The organism is Streptomyces sp. MMCC 100 (assembly GCF_041538145.2).
Classification (GTDB): Bacteria; Actinomycetota; Actinomycetes; order Streptomycetales; family Streptomycetaceae; genus Streptomyces.
This window is the reverse complement of sequence record NZ_JBGORK020000001.1, coordinates 8,196,150-8,214,560: the sequence shown is the minus strand read 5'-3', so window position 1 is coordinate 8,214,560 and position 18,411 is coordinate 8,196,150. Positions and strand designations below refer to the sequence as shown.

The following is an 18,411-nucleotide window of genomic DNA, read 5'->3' as shown; positions in this document are numbered from 1 at the left end:
CTCGGGCTACAGCCCGAGGAGCAAGTCAAGCCGTGGCCGTCTTCACACGGCGGCGCGTGCACCGCCCGCCCACACCGCGGCGGTGCTCCCGGCCGCGGACGCGGTGATCGGCACCGCGGCCCGGATCGCGGTGGACGCCCTGCGGGCACCCTGACGCCGAGTCCGACGGAGCCGACCGGCGTCAGCCCGGATGGGCCGCGTCCAGCCCGCCGCCGCCCGGTCGGCCCGCGTCAGCCCGGATCGGCCCACGTCAGCCCGCGTTGTCGCGCCAGCGCCCGCCGCTCGGCGCCGAGTCGAAGCGGGTCGACGCCGAGGCGTTGCCGCTGAAGTCGTTGCCGGAGACCCGGCCGCCCGTCCAGGTGGCCTCGGGCGCGATCCACATGGCGTGGATCTGGGTGCGGGGGCGCCCGTCGTCCCGGATCCGGTTGCCGTGCACGTACGGGTGGGTCACGGCGGCGGCCGCGGTGAGACCGGCGCGCGGGGCCGGGCAGTCCGGGAGGCGGTAGGAGGTGCCGGGGCCCGGGGTGCCGTCGGGCCAGGCGGTGTCGGCGCCCGGGCGCACGGGGGCGAGGGTCAGCTCGGTGGCGGTGTTGTCGACGACCACGGCGGTGACCTCGGCGGCCGCCTCGGCGGAGTCGTCCGCAGCGCTGCCGCCGGAGCCGTCGCCGCCGCTGCCGCCGGAGCCGCCGGCAGCGCCGCGGTCCGAGCCGTCGCCGCCGCTGCCGGCGGAGCCGTCGGCGGTCGCCTCCCCCGGCGTTCCGGCGCCCCGGCCGCCGACGGTCAGCTCCTTGCCCCGGTGGCCGCCCGGGAGCCAGTCGGCCCGCTCGTCGGTCAGGGACAGCGGCCCGCAGTGGACGCCCTCGCCGCCCCCTCGCGTCTGAGGCGCGGCCCGGCGGCCGTTGCCGCGGACCCGGTTGCCGAAGATCGCGGGCTCGTGCAGCGGGGCGTCGACGCGGATGCCGTCCAGCGCGTTGTCGTGGATGTCGTTGGACTCCAGGACGATGTCCGTGGCGGGCTCCTGGTCGCCGCCGGACAGGTTGTGCTCCCAGTAGCCGTACCGCCCGTTGTTGCTGACGCGGTTGCCGTGGAAGCCGTACGGCCCGGGGGTGTTGCCGAGCGCGATCCCGTCCCCGGCGTTGCCGTCGATCACGCACCCGGTGACGATGCCGCCGCGGCCGCCGACGTTCGTCGTGCCCTGTGCCGACACGTCGAACCCGGCGACGTGGTTGCCGAGCATGGCGCACCCGGTGACGAGCAGGCCGTCGGCGCCCCAGTCGGAGATGCCGTAGCGGTTGTCCTCGGTGTGGCAGGCGGTGATGCGGATGCCGCGGGGCGGGACCCATTCCTCCTGCTGGAGTTCGAGGAAGATGCCGTTGGTGCCGTTGCCGCGCGCCGTGCAGTCCGTCACCGCCAGCCGTTCGACCGGCCCCCACCCGCCGACCCCGATCCCGATGCCCGCGCCGCCCATCTTCTCGCCGGGGTCCTGCCGCCCGCACCGCTCGGCCAGCACCCCCTCCACCACGGTGTCCTGGAGGAAGTCGCACCCGAAGCCGGTGGCGGCGGTGTCGTGGATGTACAGGTCGGTGAAGCGTCCGCGCAGCACGTACTGCAGGCCCAGCCCCTTGGCCAGGACCTCGTACTCCTCGGTCTCCACCGCCAGTCCGTCGATCTCGAAGTGGGCGAAGGTGACGTCGGCGATGTGGCGGTCCCATCCCGCGCCGTGCTGCGCGGTGGTGAACCAGGCCAGGGGCACCGGCTGCGTGGGGGCGCCCGGGTTGGCGAGGGCGAAGCACGTGGCGCCCCGTCCGGCGCCGACCAGCGAGACCCCGCTGCGCCAGAGCACCGGCCGGTCCCGGATCACGTACCGCCCGGCGGGCACGCGCACGGTGCGCGGGCGGCCGTCCGCGGCGGTGGCGTCGCCCAGCGCGTCCACCAGCTTCTGCAGGGCCGGCCGGTCGTCGGCGACGCCGTCCCCGACCAGACCGTACTCATGGGCGTCAGCCGTCAGCGGCGCGGTCATGGGGTGCTCCTTCCACCGGTGACGCGGCAGGGACGGAGGCTCGAGGCCGACACCGCCCCGTGCCGCCCGGGTACCAGCCACCGGCCCGTCCCAATCACGAGGACCCTCGCGAGGACACGCACGAAGACACGCACGGGGACACGCACGGGGACACAAACGAAGACACGCACGGGGACATACCCCAGGACGTACGCGAGGGGATGAGGAGACAGCGCGGACATATTAGGCGCTTTATCTCATTTGGGGGTACATAATCAGAACATGAGTACGGCAACGTATGTACTGCTGGCCGCGCCCACGGGCGGGCTGAGAGTGACGGTGGTCTTCATCATCGGGCTGGTGATCGCCGGCGCGTTGATCTGGGCCGTACGGACGGGCATGCGGGTCATGGACCGGGAGCCCGACCGCCCCCGTGCCGACGAACAGCCGCACCTCCCGGACACCGGTGCCGTCCGCGAGGAGCGGGAGATGCGCGAACCGGACGAGATCCCGCTGAACGAGGACGGGAGCCCACGGCTCATGCCCTACCAGCTGCACCACTCGGGCAGCCGCCGGGGCGACGACCAGCACCGCCGCCGCTGGTCGCCGGGGTCGAGCGGCGCCTTCGGCAGCGGTGGGCCGGGGCACGTCTGAGTCACCCGTCCGGCGGTACACCGGAGGGCGTGACGGTGCCCTCCGGCCTTCACTGGAGGAGACCCGCGTTTGCCCGCGCGGGAGATGCCCCACCAGGTCCCTGGAGGCGACGACATGGCCGGTCCCGGAAGGCCCGCACACGCCGTGCGTCACCGTCGGCCGTGAACGACCCGCGCGAGGCGGGTGAGGCACACGTGACCGGCGCGACCGGTGAGACTCCCGTGCCGGGCGCCGGCGCCCCCGCCGCCTTCACGGACGAGGTCTACGCGGCCCGCATGGACCGCACCGCCTATGAGGCCGCCGCCCTCGGGCTCGCCGGCGTACTGGTCACCCCCGGCCCCGACCTGGTGTGGCTGTGCGGCTACCGGCCCACCGCCACCACCGAACGCCTCACCCTCCTCGTCCTCACCGCCAACTCCCAGCCCCGGCTGCTGGTACCGGCGATCGACCGCCCGACCGCCGAGGCGGCACCCGGCGCGGGCGCGGTACGCGTCTCCGACTGGTGGGAGGGCCAGGACGCCTACGCCGCCGCGGCCGGGCTGCTGCGTCCGCACGGCCGCTACGCCGTCTCCGACGCGACCTGGGCACTGCACCTGCTCTGCCTCCAGAAGTCCCTGCCGCTCGCCACCTACCAGCCGCTGTCCGTCGTCCTGCCCATGCGGCGCGCGGTCAAGGACGAGCACGAGGTGGCCCGGCTGGCGGCCGCGGCAGCGGCGGCGGACGCCGCGTACGAGGAGGTCCTCGGGCTGCGCTTCGGCGGGCGCAGTGAACGCGAGCTGGCCGCCGACCTGGCCGGGCTGCTGCGCGAGCACGGCCACAACCGGGTCGACTTCACGGTGGTCGGCGCCGGACCCCACGGGGCCGACCCGCACCACCGGCCCGGTGACCGGGTCATCGGGGACGGTGACATGGTCGTCCTGGACTTCGGCGGCGTGCGGGACGGCTACGGCTTCGACACCGCCCGCACCGTCCACGTCGGGGCGCCGACGGACGAGGAGCGCCGGGTCCACGAGACCGTACGTGCCGCGCAGCGGGCGGCCTTCGAGGCGGTGCGGCCCGGGGTGTCGTGCCAGGAGGTCGACCGGGCGGCCCGCGCGGTGCTCGAGGAGGCCGGCCACGCCGGGCACGGCGCGCACCGCACCGGCCACGGTGTCGGTGTCACCACCCACGAGCCGCCCTATCTGGTGGAGGGCGAGGAGCAGCCGCTCGAACCCGGCATGTGCTTCTCCATCGAGCCCGGCATCCACCTCCCGGACCGCTTCGGCGTCCGCATCGAGGACGTCGTGACCTGCACGGAGGAAGGTGGCCGGCGGCTCAACACCACCTCGCACGAGCTGGTGATCGTCCACTGACATCGTGCACCGACGGGGCAACCCCGCTCGCCTCCGCGCCCGTCCCCCACGCCGTGCGCACCCGCCCACCCGCGCAGAAGGCGCGCCGCACGGCCTCTGGGGCCGGGAAGGGAAGCCGCATCCTGCCCCCGGGCCGGGAAGCGAAGCCGCATCGTGCCAGCCCGGCCGGGCAGCGCAGCCGCATCGTGCCGCCCGCCGAAGCCGGCCCGCGCGGCCCCGAGCCGTGGGTGTCGCACCGAGCCCGCGTAGGGTCACCGGCGCCCGCACGCATCGTAAGGAGCCCCCGCCGTGACGACCCCCTCCGACCAGCAGCAGCCCATCCCGGTGATCATCGACTGCGACACCGGCATCGACGACGCCCTGGCCCTGCTGCTGGCGGTCCGCCACCCGCGCCTCGACCTGCGCGCGGTCACCTGCGTGGCCGGGAACACGGACGTGGCGGGGGTCGTACGGAACACGCTGACCGTGCTGGAGCGGGCAGGCGCGCCGGACGTCCCCGTCGCCCGGGGCGCCGAGCGGCCGCTGATCGAGGGCGTGCGCACCGCGCGGCACGTGCACGGGGCCGACGGCATGGGCGACCTCGGGCTGCCCGCCCCCACCCGCGCCCCCGCCGACGTGGACGCGGTGACGCTGCTGCGCCGGGAGATCCTCGCCTCCCCGCGTCCGGTCACGCTGATCCCCACCGCACCGCTGACCAACATCGCGCTGCTGCTGCGCACCCATCCGGAGGTCACCGGCAACATCGAGCGGATCGTGTTCATGGGCGGCGCGGTGGCCACCGGGAACGCGACGCCGGTCGCCGAGTTCAACGTGTGGCACGATCCGGAGGCCGCCGCGATCCTGCTCACGGCCGGGGTGCCGATCACGATGTACGGGCTGGACGTGTTCGAGCGGGTGATCGTGCCCGGTGCGGACGTACGCCGGCTGCGCGCGAGCGCCGAGCCCGGCACCCGGCTCGCCGGGGAGCTGCTCGCCCACCGCGGCCCGGCCACCGACGCCACGGACCCCGGCGGCGGGCTCGGCGACGCGGGCGCGGTCTGCGCGGTGATCGACCCGGAGGGCCTGACCACGCGGCGGCTGCCCGTCGAGGTGTCCCTCGCCCCCGGTCCCGCGCGCGGCCAGACGCTCGTCGACCGCCGCCTGCGCGTCGGGGAGTCCGAGCTGCACGACGGCATGCGCGAACAGCCGCTGGTCGACGTGGCGTTGGACGTGGACGTGGCCCGTTACGTGGAGCTGTACCTCGGGGCGGTCGAGCGCACGGAGGCGTAGCCACCGGCGCGTCGCGGGCGCACGGGTTCGCTTTTCGGGTGATCTGGACAGACCTAACAGATCCGGCCCCGACAAAATCCCACCCGATACGACCCACGGATCCGAGACGAACGGACCCGACACGAACGGACCCGGCACGAACGGACCCGGCATGAACGGATCCGGGCCCGGCGGATCCGTTCGTGTCCGCCCGCACGCACCCGCGAAGGAGGCCGCGTGACCGTACGCAGCACCGCCGGCACACCCGACCTGTCGTCCAAGGACCCCAACTGGTGGCGGCAGGCCGTCATCTACCAGGTCTACCCCCGCAGCTTCGCCGACGCCGACGGCGACGGGCTCGGAGACCTGCGCGGCGTCACCCAGCGCCTGACCCACCTGGCCGCCCTCGGCGTCGACGCCCTGTGGCTGAGCCCCTTCTACCCCTCCGAACTCGCCGACGGCGGCTACGACGTCGACGACTACCGCGGCGTCGACCCGCGCCTGGGCACGCTGGACGACTTCGACGCGATGGCCGCCGAGGCCCACCGGCTGGGCCTGAAGGTGATCGTCGACCTGGTCCCCAACCACACCTCGCACCGCCACGCGTGGTTCCGCGAGGCCCTGGACGCCGGTCCCGGGTCGGCCGCCCGCGACCGGTACGTCTTCCGCGACGGCCGCGGCACGCACGGCGAACTGCCGCCCACCGACTGGCAGTCCGTGTTCGGCGGCAGCGCCTGGAAGCGGGTGCCCGACGGACAGTGGTACCTGCACCTCTTCGCACCCCAGCAGCCCGACCTGAACTGGGAGAACGAGCAGGTCCGCGCCGACTTCCGCACCACGCTGAGGTTCTGGTGCGACCGGGGCGTCGACGGCTTCCGCGTCGACGTCGCGCACGCGCTGGTCAAGGACCTGACCGAGCCGCTGCGCGACCTCGGCGCCCCCGAACTGAGCGGCGAGGCGGCCCTGACGGAGTTCGCGCCGGGCACCCACCCCTTCTACGACCGCGACGACGTCCACGAGGTCTACCGCGACTGGCGCAAGATCCTCGACTCCTACACCCCGCCCCGCACGGCGGTCGCCGAGGCCTGGGTCCCGGGCGCCCGGCGCGTGCTGTACGCCCGCCCGGACGAACTCGGCCAGGCCTTCAACTTCGAGTACCTCCAGACCGGCTGGGACGCGGCCGAGCTGCGCGAGGTCATCACCGGCTCGCTGGCCGACGCGCGTGCCGCCGGCGCCTCGGCGACCTGGGTGCTGTCCAACCACGACGTCGTCCGCCACGCCACCCGCCTCGTGCTGCCGCCGGGCACGGACACCGACGCCTGGCTGCTGTCCGGCGGCCACGCGCCCGCCGTCGACGCGGCGGCCGGGTTGCGCCGGGCCCGCGCGGCGACGCTGCTGATGCTGGCGCTGCCCGGCTCGGCGTACCTCTACCAGGGCGAGGAGCTGGGACTGCCCGAGGTGGCCGACCTGCCCACGGAGGTCCTCCAGGACCCGATCTGGGAGCAGACCGGGCACGTCCGCAAGGGCCGCGACGGCTGCCGGGTACCGCTGCCGTGGACGACGGACGGGCCGTCGTACGGCTTCGGCGCGGGCGCGGCGTGGCTGCCCCAGCCGCCGGACTTCGCGTCGTACGCCGTCCAGGCCCAGGACGGGGTGGCGGGCTCGACGCTGGAGCTGTACCGCACCGCCCTGCGCCTGCGCCGCAAGCTGCTCGACGGCGAGGCGCTGACCTGGTCGGACGACGTCCCGGCGGGGGTGCTGCGGTTCGACCGCTCGGACGGCTGGCGCTGCGTCACCAACCTCTCCGTCCGGCCGGTCGACCTGCCGGCCGGAGAGGTCCTGCTGAGCAGCGCGCCGCTGGAGGACGGCCGGCTGGGCCCGGACACGACGGCGTGGCTGGGGCTGTAACCGGTCCGCCCGCGCCCCTGCCCGGCGCTCTCACCCGGACGGCCGCGCACGCTGGTGGCGGGGCGGGGACGGTGGTGCCGTGGAGGGGTGACCGATCCTGAACGGCGCCGGTCGCACCGGCCCTCCAGGAGGCACCGATGCAGCACGCCCCCGCCGCCCGCCCGTCACTCGCCCCCGCCGCCCGCCCGTCGCTCACCCCCGCCGCCCGTCCGCTGCTCGGCGCCGCGCTCTCGCTGGCGCTGGCACTGACGGCGACCGCCTGCGACGCCGGTGAGCGGGCGGCGGACCGGCCGGCCGGCACGGCACCGCCGACCGCGCAGTCCCCGGCCACGCTTCCGTCACCCGCCCTGCCGCCGGTGCTCACCCGGGGGCAGGCGCGGGCGGCCCTGGTCACGGCGGCCGACCTGGGGGAGGCGTGGGGGCCGACGCGGGGTGCCGCGACCTGGCGGGACGAGATGCTCAAGGCCACCGCGGAACGGACCGGGCGGGCCGACTGCCGACGGCTGCTCGACGTCCTCTACACCGAGGACCTCTTCGGCGGGAGCGCCGCCACCGCACCCCGGGCCGCGGCCGCCCTGGACGACGCGGACGGCGGGGCCCAGCTGCACTACCGGATCACCTCCTACCGCGCCGCCGACATCGACACGACACTGGCGTGGCTGGGGACGCTGCCGGACACGTGCGGGCGCTTCGAGGCCCGGGCCGCCACCGACGGCACCAACCGGGAGATCCGGGTCACCGCCCTGACGCCGCCGGAGGCGGGGGACGCCCGCGAGGGTCTGCGGGTGACGGTGAGCGGCGCGGCAGAAGGCACCGGGTCCACCCGGGCCGACTCCGAGGGCGAGGTCCTCACCGTGGACCTCGTCGCCGTCCGCGTCGGCGACGACGCGTTCAGCCTCACCAACGGCACCCTCGGCGAACCGGCCGACGACGCCACCCGGACCTGCGTCGAGGTGGGGACCGAGCGGCTGACGGAGGCCCGGCGGCAGGGCCGGGCCCAGGTGTGACGGCACGGCGGGAACGGCACCGCGCGGGCTACAACGGCGGCTGTGCGGGCGCCGGCCCCAGGGTGGTCGTGCCCGGCGCGGTGCGGTGGCCGAGGCCGGTGCGGTAGGCGTCCAGGGCCGCCTCGACGCGGCCGGTGCGGCGCAGCAGGTCGCCGAGGAGCCGGCACAGGTCGGCGAGGTCACCGGCCGCGCCGGCCCGCTCCAGCAGGCTCAGCGCACGGACGTAGTGCTCCTCGGCGGCCTCGGTGTCCCGGGCGTCCTCGGCGATGATGCCGAGCAGCCGGTGCGCGCCCGCGGAGTGCACGGCGCCGCGTTCCGAGGAGAGGTCGTCAAGGACGCCGCGCAGCAGCTCGGCGGCCTCCTCGGACTTGCCCCGCCGGTGCAGTACGTCGGCCAGCTCGACGGCGACCTGGCTGCTGTAGAGGGCGGCGCGGGTGGCCGACAGCATGCCGAGGGCCTCGCGCATCTCCTCCTCGGCGCGCGGGAGTTCGCCGTTCTGGGCGCAGACGTAGCCGCGCATCCAGTGGCAGTTGGCCAGTTCGGTACGGAGTTGCAGCGTGCGGTACAGCTCGGCCGCCTTGGCCAGCGAGGCGTCGGCCTCGGCGAGGCGGCCCTCGGCGAGCAGGGTGCGGGCGACGGAGCGGTGCATGCGGGCCACCAGCGCGGGGTCGCCGGCGCTGGGCGCGAGGGAGAGGGCGAGTTCGGCGGCCTGGGCGGCGCGGGCGTGGGCGCCCATGTCCATGTACGGGCCGATGGCGCTGGCGTAGAGCAGCAGCAGCGCGTCGGGGTCGTGCAGGCCGCCGCGGTTCAGCTCGTCGAGGGTGGATTCCAGCAGGTAGACGGCGTACCGCAGTTCACCCGCGAGGTAGTGGGAGAGAGCGCGACCGCGTACGGCGGGGACGCGGGCGGGCAGCGGGGCGTCGGCGTCGGCGAGGCACTGCTCGGCGCGCTCGAAGTACTGCCGTCCGGCGGCCAGTTCGCCGGTCTCCACGGCGCACTCCCCGAGTCCGAGCAGTGCCGCGGCCTGCTCCTCGGCCAGCTCGTACGCCTCTGCCTCGGCGAGCAGCTCGGTGTACTGGCCGGCCGCCTGTTCGGCGCCTTCGGTGGCGAGGGCGCGCTGCGCCTCGGTGAGCCTGAGGCGCAGGTCGGTGGCGAGGCGGGCGGGGCGTCCGGTGGCCAGCTCCTCGTAGCCGACGCCGAGCCGCTCGGCGAGGTGCCGCAGCGCCTCCTCGGAGGGGCGGACGCGGCCGGCCTCCAGGGTGGAGATGTAGGCGGGTGTGTAGGCCGGCTCCGCCAGCTGGCGCTGGGTCATCCCGCGTTCGGCGCGCAGTCGCTGCACCCGGCGTCCGACGGCGTTTCGGTCGTCACGGTCCCCCACTGCCAACTCCCCATGTGGCTCTTGCCGTTCGGCTCGGACGGCTCTAGGTTAAACGGCGTATTAAGCGCGCTTAACCGCGCTTGACACAATCCCTGATCCCGCAGAGGACACCGTGCCCGTACGCACCCGCACCGCCGAACGTTACGCCAGAGCCCTCGCCGCCGCCGTCGCCGCCGTGGCCTGCCTGCTGTTGGCCGCGAACGCGGGCCCCGTGGACCCGGTACCCCGCTCCTCGCCCCCGGCACCGGCACCGGCACCGGCACCGGCACCGGCATCCGACACCGAGCGCGCCCCGGACGACCTGGCCGCCGTGACCCGCTAGGACGACCCCGTCCCGACAACCACCGAGCCCACGCCCCGGGGCCCGTCCAACCGGCAGCACCCCAGCAGGCCGCCACCCCGCTGCCCGTCGGCCCGTCGGCCCGGCCTCCCGTCGGCCCCGGCGCCACACCGTCTCGGCGGCCCGAACCTGCCCGCCCCGGTGCCCAGGTGGCCCGGTGCCCAGGTGCCGACTGCCGCGCCGGGTGCTGCGCTCACCCCTGGGTCTGGAGTCGGCTCAGTTCGCGTTGGACGTGGTCCAGGGCGCCCTCGCGGCGGCCCGGCACGCGGCCGCGCAACGCCGCGAGGGGTGGTCCCAGTTCGCGGGCGCGTCCGGCGTCGCGGATCCGCCCCCACTGGTGGTGGGCCCGGTCGACGGCCGCCTCCACGGCGGGCGCCTGCGGGGGCTGCCCGGCGCCGAGCCGGGCCTCGGCCACCGTCAGCCAGGCCCGGCAGCTGCGCACCGGGTCCCCCGCGAACATCGCCAGGTCGGCCCGGACCTCCGTCCAGTGCAGCGCGTCCTCGGAGGCGGGCCCGTGCGCGTGGGCCGCGGCCCGCTCGTGCCGGGCGGCGAGCGCGTCGGCGTCCCCGTGCCGCCCGGAGCGCACGGCGGCGGCGATGACGGCGTGCGGGTCGCCCGCCACCGGCCCCGGCGCCGTCAGCACCAGGTCCGCACCGGTCGCCGCGCCACTGCCCGTGCCGTCGGCCGCGGCCCGGGCCAGCGCCTGCTGGTGCAGCTCGTCCGGCGGCGGCCGGTGCCCGCTGCGCAGGATCGTCGCGACGCCCCGCATGTACGACGGGACGGCCACCGTCCGCCGTGCGGGCGGCGGCGCGACGCGACCGTAAACGGCGTTGTTGCGCCCGGAGTCCAGCGGGCTGGTCCGCAGCCACTGCCAGGTCTCGTGGTCGGCGTGCAGATCGAGCAGCAGCGTCGTCGCCCCGCTCGGCCGCAGCCGCAGCTCCTCACGGATCCAGTGCCAGGGCAGGGCGGTGTAGCGGACGTTCGCCGGGGTCGTACGGGCCAGCGCCAGATGCGGCAGGCGCTGGCGCCGGTCCAGCTGGAGCTGCCCGGCGACGTAGACCGTGAGCGGTCCGGGGGCCGCCGCCGCGGCCCGCAGCCGGGTCAGGACCGCCTGCGGCTCCAACGGGTCGGCGAGTTCCACGACGTTCGCCGTGTCCGTGCCGGAGAGCACGGCGGGCGGCACGGCCGCGAGCACGGGGAGCACGGAGGCGGCGTCCACCAGGCACCCCCGGCCCACGGGCGACGCCGCGAGCAGCAGCACGGTTCCGGGCATGTCCCCTCCCCCTGTCGATCCCTGTCGATCCCTGTCGACCACCGTCGATCACGTACGGCAGCACCGTAACCGCTGCGGCTGCAAAGCGGGGCACTCACCCGTCGGCCGACTCCTCCCGGTCCGGTGTCCGCCGTACCGCGAAGACGGTGGTGTCGTCGGCCACCCGCCCCCGGCAGTGGCGCAGCGTGCCGTCCCGTACGAGGGACACCAGCCGCGCGGGTGCGGCGTTCCGCCCGTCGGCGGCGACGGCGCGGGCGATGTCGTCGGTCGGCCGGTAGAAGACCCCGGCGGGGTCGCGGGCCTCGGTCACCCCGTCGGTGACCAGCAGCAGCGTCTCGTCCGCGGCGAGAGGCAGCCGGTGCACCGGACGTGCCGCACCCGGCCGGCCCGGCAGGAGCTCGGCCATGCCCAGCGGCAGCCCGCCCGCGGCCGGCAGGGTACGCACGCCACCGGGCCCGACCGCCAGCGGAGGCTCGTGGCCGAAGACGACGGCGTCCACGGCGTCCGGCAGGCCGGGCGAGAAGCCGATCAGCACGGCGGTGGCGAACCGGTCGCCGTCGGACCGGCCGAGGCCCGCGGTGTGCGCACGGTGGCGCACCATGCGTGTCTCCAGGCGCTCGGCGACCGTCGCCAGGTCCGGCTCGTGGTAGCCGGCCTCGCGGAAGGTGCCGAGCAGCGCGGCGGCCGTCTCCACGGCGCCCAGCCCCTTGCCCTGCACGTCACCGACGAGGACCCGGGTGCCGTGCGGTCCGGGCTGGATGTCGTAGAAGTCGCCGCCGACGCGGGCCTCGCTGTCCGCGGAGAGGTAGACGGCGGCGTGGTCGAGGCCGCCGAAACCCACCGGGAGCGGGCGCAGCACGGTACGGCGGGTGGTGTCGGCGATGTCCCGCATGTGCAGCATGCGCCGCTCGCCGCCGACCCGGAACCCGGCGGCCGCCACGGCGATGGCACCGCCGAGGACGACGAGGACCAGACCGGGCAGCCCCGTCTCGTCGCGGTGCTGCCAGACGGTGTCGGCCATGACGTAGATGCCGAGCGCGAGCACGGCGAAGGCGGCCGTTCCCCACACCCCGCAGATCGCGGCGGCGACGCCCGGCACCAGCACCGTCCAGGAGATGATCTCGAAGGCGCCGGTGGTGATGTCGCCCGCGGCGATGCCGATGAGCAGGAGCAGCGGGAACACCCAGGCGACACTGCGGCCGCGCACACTGAGAAGCTCGTGCCGGGACACGGCGTCCCCCTGACCGGCGGCGTGCACGAGCCGGCCGAGCGGCCGCCACCGGGCGCGCACCGGCCTGCGGACACGACCCCTCACGGGCCCAGCGAAACACGGCCCCGGACGGCCCGCATCCCGACTTGCCGGCCGACGCGCCCAGGTGTGCCCTGGTAGACGGGGGCAGGGCAGACGGGGCGAGGCAGAGGAGTGCTCTCATGGCTCAGGCGGTACCCACACCCGCAACACCCACCGGCGCCCGCACCGGCGCGGGCCCGGGCACGCCGAGGCGCACGACGCCCGACGTCTTCGGCAAGAGGACCCACCTGCTGACGAAGTGGGCGATGCCCGTCGTGACCGCCCTGGTCTACGGCTACTGGGTCGCGTCCGTCCGCCGCCACGGCGGCCCCATCACCGGCTGGAACCTGCTGATCGGCTTCATGTCGGTGCTCGCGTTCGCCGTCCTCTACTTCGTGGTCCGCGCGGTGGCCCGACGACTGCCGCGCGAGGGTCACGCGGCGCTGTGGGGGGCGTTCGCGGGCAGCGCGCTGGGGTTCCTGTACTCGGGCAGCGGCGTCGCCATGTTCACGTGCATCCTCGCGTCCCTGCTGCTCGCGGGGGCGGTGACGGCCGCGCTCGTCTACCACTACTACACCCGCCGTGACGCACCCCCACAGGAGACCCGGGCGGACCGCACCACCTGACCGGCGCGTCCCGGGCGGCCATATGCAGTCACACCGGTCGCCCCGGGGCAGGGCGAGGGTTTCCCTGGGAGGGTGTTCCCACGCCTCAGGGGCGTCCTGTCGGCCGTCCTGATCGTCCTCGCCTGCCTGCTCGCACCGTGCGCGACGCTGGCGGGCTGGGCGATGCACGGGCCGGCCGACACCGGCCGGTACGTCGCGGCCATGGCGCCGCTCGCCGACGACCCGGACGTACGGGACGCGGCCGCCGACACCCTGGGCGCCGGATTCGCCGGAATCGTCGACGAGGTCACGGCCGGGCCCGTGAACGGCACCGTGCGGCTCTTCGTGCGGGACGCGGCCCGGTCGTTCACCCGGACCGAGGCCTTCCGCGACGGCTGGGACGCGGCCAACCGCACCGTCCACGCCGCCGTACTGCGTGCCCTGCGGGACGACGGGACGGCCGGACGCGCGGTCACCGTCGACCTGGCCCCCGTCACCGAACGCGTGCGGGACCGGCTCGCCGAGGACCACGTGCCCTTCGCCCGGCGCATCCCGGTCCGGCACACCGCGGTCACCGTGCTCACGGCCCACGAGGCGGACCGGCTCAGGAAGGGCTACCACGTGCTCGACGTCGCCGCCTTCTGGCTGCCGCTGGCGGCCGTCGTCTTCGCGGTCACCGGCATCGCCGTCGCCGCCTGCCGCCGCCGTGCCGTCACGGCCGCCGGGATCGGCACGGCCCTCGGCGGGGCGCTGCTCGCCCTCGCCGTCGTGGTCGGCCGCCGGCTCACCGTCGCCGAACTCCCCGGCCCGGTGGACGGCCCCGCCGCGGGCGCCGTCTACGACGCCCTCACCGAAACCCTGCGCACCGCCTCCTGGCTCCTGGTCGGCCTCGGCCTCACGGTCGCCCTGGCCTCCTGGCTCACGGGCCGGTACGGGCGCCTGCTGCGCCGCCGGTCCCCGGCGAAGCCCGTCACCGAGCCGACCCCGCCCCGGCCGACGCGCACCGGCCTCTGAAACCGCTTGGCGGGGCCCGTCCCCGGACGGCTGACGTCGTCGACCATGACCGAGACCGGGACCGGACCGAAGACCAGGACGACGACTCTGTGGCGCCCCACGGTCCCCGAGGAGCCGGCGCTCGTCGAGGCCTCCGGCCGGCCGGCCTGGCCCCCGCGCCTGCCCGAGCAGCCGATCTTCCACCCGGTCCTCAAGGAGGACTACGCCGTCCGCATCGCCCGCGACTGGAACGTGCCCGCCTCCGGCTCGGGCTACGTCACGCGCTTCCAGGTCGACGCGGACTTCCTGGAGCGCTACCCGGTGCGCCGGGCCGGCGGCGAGACGATCCTGGAGCTGTGGGTCCCGGCGGAGGAGCTGGCGGAGTTCAACCGCCACATCGTGGGCCGCATCGAGGTCGTACGGGAGTTCCACGCGCAGGCGTAGAGCGCCCGGGGGCAGCCTCCGCCCGGCCTGCGCGCGGCGGACGGCTGCCCCCTTGTCCGTCCGGGCCGGCTCAGACGCCGATGTCGCGGCCGTCCGCGCGCCACACCGCCACGACCGCCGGGCGCACGATCTTCCCCGGCCCGTCGGGCCAGGTGCTGGCCGGCTTCTCCACGGAGGCGCCGTCGACCTCCCCCGGGTGCTGCACCGCGACCAGCACCCGCCGGTCCTGGACGAGCGGACCGCAGGTCTCCGCACCGGTCGGCACGGTCAGGAACTGCTTCAGCTCACCGCGCCGGTCGCCCTTGGTCGCGACGCCGAAGAGCCCGTCGTGGCTGCCGAGCGCGCTGCCGTCGGTCGAGATCCACAGGTTGCCGTGGTCGTCGAAGGCGACGTTGTCCGGGCAGGAGATCGGGCTGACCCGGTCCTTGGGGAAGCCCGCGAAGTAGGTCGCCGGGTCCTCCGGGTCACCGGCGACGAGGAACAGCGACCAAGCGAAGGTGGTGGCGTCCGCCCGGTTCCGGCGCTCGGTCAGCTCCAGGACGTGGCCGTGCTTGTTGGCGTTGCGCGGATTGGCCTCGTCCGCCTCGGCGTTGGCGCCGACGCCGCGGTTGGTGTTGTTGGTGAGGGCGACGTACACCTTGCCGGTCGTCGGCGACGGCTCGATGTCCTCGGGCCGGTCCATCTTGGTCGCGCCGACCTTGTCCCCGGCCAGCCGCGTGAAGACGCACACCTCTTCGGCGCTCATCCCGTCGACGTGCGAGACGGCACCGTCCTCGGTGGCGGTGACCAGCGGGATCCACCGGCCACTCCCGTCGAACTCGCCGTCGCGCGGCAGCGTGCCCGTCCCGTCGATCTCGATCGCCGGGGAGTCGCCGCTGAGCTCGGCGACGTACAGGGTGCCCTCGTCGAGCAGCGAGAGGTTGTGCTCGCGCGCCCAACGGGAGTTCCCGTGCCGCATCCGCTTGCTGCCGACGAACTTGTAGAAGTAGTCGAACCGCTCGTCGTCGCCGGTGTAGACGACCGGACGCCCGTCGTCCGTCAGCCGCACGGTCGCGGCCTCGTGCTTGAAGCGGCCGAGCAGCGTGTGCTTGCGGGGCGTGGAGTCGGGGTCGTACGGGTCCAGTTCGACGACGTAGCCGAAGCGGTGCACCTCGTTCGGCTCCCGGGCCACGTCGAACCGCTTGTCGAACCGCTCCCACTTCCGCTCGGTGGCCCCGGTCCCGATCCCGTACCGCTTGTCGGTGTCCCGGCTGCTGTTGGCGAAGTACTGGTTGAAGTTCTCCTCGCCGTGCAGCGTCGTGCCCCACGGGGTGGTGCCGCCGGAGCAGTTGTTGAGGGTGCCGAGCACCTTGCGGCCGGTGCGGTCGGCGGAGGTCTTCACCAGGTCGGACCCGGCGGCGGGCCCGGTCAGCCGGAACTCGGTGGTGGCGGTGACCCGCCGGTTCAGCCGATGCCGCGACACAGGCGTCAGCCGCCCGCTCCTCCTCTCCTCCTCCACGGCGACGACCGACAGCCCGTGCGCGGCCCAGGCGATCTCGACCTGCTCGCGGGTCGGGTTCTCGGGGTCGTAGCCGCGGAACATGAGCACCTCGTCGGTGTACTCGTGGTTGGCGACGAGGAGCTGGCGGTCGTGCTCGCCCCGCAGCGGCAGCAGCGCGAGGAAGTCGTTGTTGTACCCGAACTGCCCGGCCTGCGCCTTGGCGCTCTGCTTCTCCGGGTCGAAGGCGGGCGCCCCACGGAGAATGGGTTCACCCCAACGGATGAAGACGTCCTGCCGGTACCCCTCCGGGACGGTCACGGCGTCGTCGGTGTTGGGCGCGACGGGCGTGAACCGCAGCCCGCGCGCACCCTGCGCCCCGGACGGCTTCCCGTGCCCCTTTCCGGCCGCGGGCGCGGCCTGCGCCGACGGCGCCCCCGCCACGCCCACGGCCCCGGCGCCCGCCGCGGCGACGGTCACGACGGCGGCGGCACGCATCATGGAACGGCGGCTGAGCGCTCCGGCGATGACGTCACCGACGTACTCGTTGGAGCTGGTGTTCGGCACCTCGTGGAAGCAGGCGTCACCGCACCGGAAACGGCAGGTCATCGCGGACCGGCCGCCGGGGTGCGAACCGGACGGCGTTCCGATCAACGGCAGGAGCTTGCGCACTGTGTTCTCCCCTTGAGAATCCCTGTATGCCCTGGTGTCAGCGCGACCGTAGGCGCACATACGTGCGGGAGCCGGGCGTCGCGGTGAACGACGGGTGAACCCGCGGAATCCTTGGGGGAATTACGGCGACGTCTCGATCCGGCCTTGACGCGTCGCCGCCCGCATGTCAGACCCTGCACAAGATCACAAGCCGGGACCGCTAACCTTACGTGTCCGTCCTGGCCAGGGATTGACGGCATCAACTCACCCGAAGGGTTGCGCATATGGGCATTCTCACTCTCCTGCGGAACGCGTTCGGCCGGTCACGCAAAGAACGGGCCGCCCAGGCGGAGGGTGCGACGCAGGAGACGGCACCGCCGGTCACCGCGCCGGAGCCGAAGCTCCCGTCCCAGCCCACCGCACCCCCGGAGCCGGCCGAGACCGCCCCGGCCGAGCCGGAGTCCTCCCAGATCCCCGAGCCCCGCTCGGAACCCGCCCCCGACGAGCACGACCTCGTCAAGGCCGCCTTCGCCAACATCACGGTCCCGAAGCCGACGGACCCGACAGAACCAACGGCCACCGAGCCCACCCCGGCCCCGGAGACCGCTCCGTCCTCGGAGGCGGAGGCGGCCCCCGAGCCGAAGCCGACGCCCGAGCCGAAGCCGACGCCCGAGCCGGAGGCCGAGCTGAAGCCGGAGGCGGAGCCGGAGGCCGAGCCGGAGCCGGAGGCCGAGCTGAAGCCGGAGGCGGAGCCGGAGGCCGAGCCGGAGCCGGAGGCCGAGCCGGAGCCGGAGGCCAAGGCAGAGCCAAAGCCCGAGCCCGTGCCAGCGCCGGAGGCCAAGGTAGAACCCGAGCCCGAGCGCGAGCCGGAGGCTGAGCAGAATCCCGAGCCGACCGAGCCGTCGGACACCCCGGACGCCCCGGAACCCGCAGCCGCCAACGGCGAGGACACCCCACAGGGGCCACCCGCACCCGAGAACGAAGGCAGCACGGGTGGTGCGGGTGGGAACACGGACGCCGAAGGCGAAGCCGAGGCGTCAAAACCCGCAACCCCCGCGGCGCGCCTCCGCTCCCGCGCCCCCGGCCTCACCACCGCCTACAAGGCCGCCGGCACCGCCCTCAAGAAGCACGACCTCACCGGCACCCGCGCCAAGGTCCACCTGGTCCTCGACCGCTCCGCCTCCATGCGCCCGTACTACAAGGACGGCTCCGCCCAGGCCCTCGCCGAGCAGACCCTCGCCCTCGCGGCACACCTCGACCCCGAGGCCACGGTCCACGTCACGTTCTTCTCCACGGAAGTGGACGGCACCGGCGAGCTGACCCTCACCGACCACGAGAACAAGATCGACGAGCTGCACGCAGCGCTCGGCCGCATGGGCCGCACCAGCTACCACGCAGCCGTCGAGGCCGTCCTCGCCCACCACACCGAGCACGCGCCCCCCGGCACCCCCGCCCTGGTGGTCTTCCAGACCGACGGCGCCCCCGACGCCAAGACCCCCGCCACCCAGTCCCTCACCGACGCGGCGGCGAACCACCCGAACGTCCACTTCTCCTTCGTCGCCTTCGGTGACCCGGAGAACAAGGCCTTCGACTACCTCCGCAAGCTCAAGACGGGCAACGCGTCCCACTTCCTCGCCGGCGAGACCCCCAAGGAGCTCACCGACAAGGAGCTCTACGAGGGCGTACTGGCCACCTGGCGCCCATAGCCGGGCACAGCAGCCGCACGATCAGCCCTTTCGGGGGGTGGACGAGGGGGAACCCCCGGTCCACCCCCCGAAACGCGTGTGAGTC

Annotated in this window: 15 protein-coding genes; 10 read left to right on the top strand and 5 right to left on the bottom strand. The window is 74.8% G+C overall.

All coding sequences use genetic code 11. From position 1 onward, the window contains the following. Positions 1-250: 250 nt before the first annotated feature. Entirely contained in the window at positions 251-2,101 is a 1,851-nt protein-coding gene (locus ABS735_RS38120) for a right-handed parallel beta-helix repeat-containing protein (RefSeq protein ID WP_476755874.1), read from the bottom strand. 180 nt (positions 2,102-2,281) lie between these two features. Here ABS735_RS38120 and ABS735_RS38115 point away from each other — a divergent pair, with 180 nt between their 5' ends. The 5 genes from ABS735_RS38115 (at position 2,282) to ABS735_RS38095 (ending at position 8,168) form a co-directional block, all read left to right on the top strand. After that, the gene (locus ABS735_RS38115) at positions 2,282-2,653 is read left to right on the top strand and encodes a DUF6479 family protein (RefSeq protein ID WP_373904819.1); all 372 of its coding nucleotides are present in this window, start codon (positions 2,282-2,284) and stop codon (positions 2,651-2,653) included. A 275-nt stretch (positions 2,654-2,928) separates the two neighbouring features. Next, complete coding sequence (locus ABS735_RS38110; protein ID WP_373905150.1) at positions 2,929-4,005, top strand: M24 family metallopeptidase; 1,077 nt, start codon at positions 2,929-2,931, stop codon at positions 4,003-4,005. Positions 4,006-4,293: 288 nt separating this feature from the next. Then, positions 4,294-5,274 carry a nucleoside hydrolase gene (locus tag ABS735_RS38105; RefSeq protein ID WP_373904818.1) on the top strand — a complete coding sequence of 327 codons (981 nt, stop codon included), beginning with the start codon at positions 4,294-4,296 and terminating at the stop codon, positions 5,272-5,274. A gap of 216 nt (positions 5,275-5,490) precedes the next feature. Beyond that, entirely contained in the window at positions 5,491-7,161 is a 1,671-nt protein-coding gene (locus tag ABS735_RS38100; RefSeq protein WP_373904817.1) for a glycoside hydrolase family 13 protein, read from the top strand. 137 nt (positions 7,162-7,298) lie between these two features. After that, complete coding sequence (locus ABS735_RS38095; RefSeq protein ID WP_373904816.1) at positions 7,299-8,168, top strand: hypothetical protein; 870 nt, start codon at positions 7,299-7,301, stop codon at positions 8,166-8,168. A gap of 28 nt (positions 8,169-8,196) precedes the next feature. On the opposite strand, the gene ABS735_RS38090 is transcribed toward ABS735_RS38095, so the two are convergent. Continuing rightward, a complete protein-coding gene (locus ABS735_RS38090) occupies positions 8,197-9,546 on the bottom strand; it encodes a helix-turn-helix domain-containing protein (protein WP_373904815.1) in 1,350 nt (449 codons plus the stop codon). Positions 9,547-9,658: 112 nt separating this feature from the next. Here ABS735_RS38090 and ABS735_RS38085 point away from each other — a divergent pair, with 112 nt between their 5' ends. Further along, positions 9,659-9,868 (top strand): hypothetical protein, encoded by a 210-nt coding sequence (locus ABS735_RS38085; protein ID WP_373904814.1) that lies wholly within the window; start codon positions 9,659-9,661, stop codon positions 9,866-9,868. A gap of 211 nt (positions 9,869-10,079) precedes the next feature. On the opposite strand, the gene ABS735_RS38080 is transcribed toward ABS735_RS38085, so the two are convergent. Together ABS735_RS38080 and ABS735_RS38075 are read right to left on the bottom strand one after the other, a co-directional pair. Next, the gene (locus ABS735_RS38080) at positions 10,080-11,159 is read right to left on the bottom strand and encodes a hypothetical protein (RefSeq protein ID WP_373904813.1); all 1,080 of its coding nucleotides are present in this window, start codon (positions 11,157-11,159) and stop codon (positions 10,080-10,082) included. A gap of 94 nt (positions 11,160-11,253) precedes the next feature. Further along, on the bottom strand, positions 11,254-12,450 hold the full coding sequence (locus ABS735_RS38075; RefSeq protein WP_373905149.1) for a PP2C family protein-serine/threonine phosphatase: 1,197 nt from the start codon (positions 12,448-12,450) through the stop codon (positions 11,254-11,256). A gap of 140 nt (positions 12,451-12,590) precedes the next feature. On the opposite strand from ABS735_RS38075, the gene ABS735_RS38070 reads away from it, so the two are divergent. From ABS735_RS38070 to ABS735_RS38060, 3 genes are all read left to right on the top strand, one after another. Then, positions 12,591-13,076 (top strand): hypothetical protein, encoded by a 486-nt coding sequence (locus tag ABS735_RS38070; RefSeq protein WP_373904812.1) that lies wholly within the window; start codon positions 12,591-12,593, stop codon positions 13,074-13,076. Between the two features lie 72 nt (positions 13,077-13,148). After that, positions 13,149-14,069: a hypothetical protein gene (locus ABS735_RS38065; RefSeq protein ID WP_373904811.1), complete on the top strand. Its 921-nt coding sequence runs from the start codon at positions 13,149-13,151 to the stop codon at positions 14,067-14,069. Between the two features lie 45 nt (positions 14,070-14,114). Further along, on the top strand, positions 14,115-14,492 hold the full coding sequence (locus ABS735_RS38060; RefSeq protein ID WP_373904810.1) for an ADP-ribosylation/crystallin J1: 378 nt from the start codon (positions 14,115-14,117) through the stop codon (positions 14,490-14,492). A 70-nt stretch (positions 14,493-14,562) separates the two neighbouring features. Here ABS735_RS38060 and ABS735_RS38055 read toward each other — a convergent pair whose 3' ends face one another. Then, a complete protein-coding gene (locus ABS735_RS38055; protein ID WP_373904809.1) occupies positions 14,563-16,641 on the bottom strand; it encodes a PhoX family protein in 2,079 nt (692 codons plus the stop codon). 263 nt (positions 16,642-16,904) lie between these two features. Between ABS735_RS38055 and ABS735_RS38050 the strand changes: the two genes are divergently transcribed. Next, a complete protein-coding gene (locus tag ABS735_RS38050) occupies positions 16,905-18,326 on the top strand; it encodes a VWA domain-containing protein (RefSeq protein WP_373904808.1) in 1,422 nt (473 codons plus the stop codon). Positions 18,327-18,411: the final 85 nt, after the last annotated feature.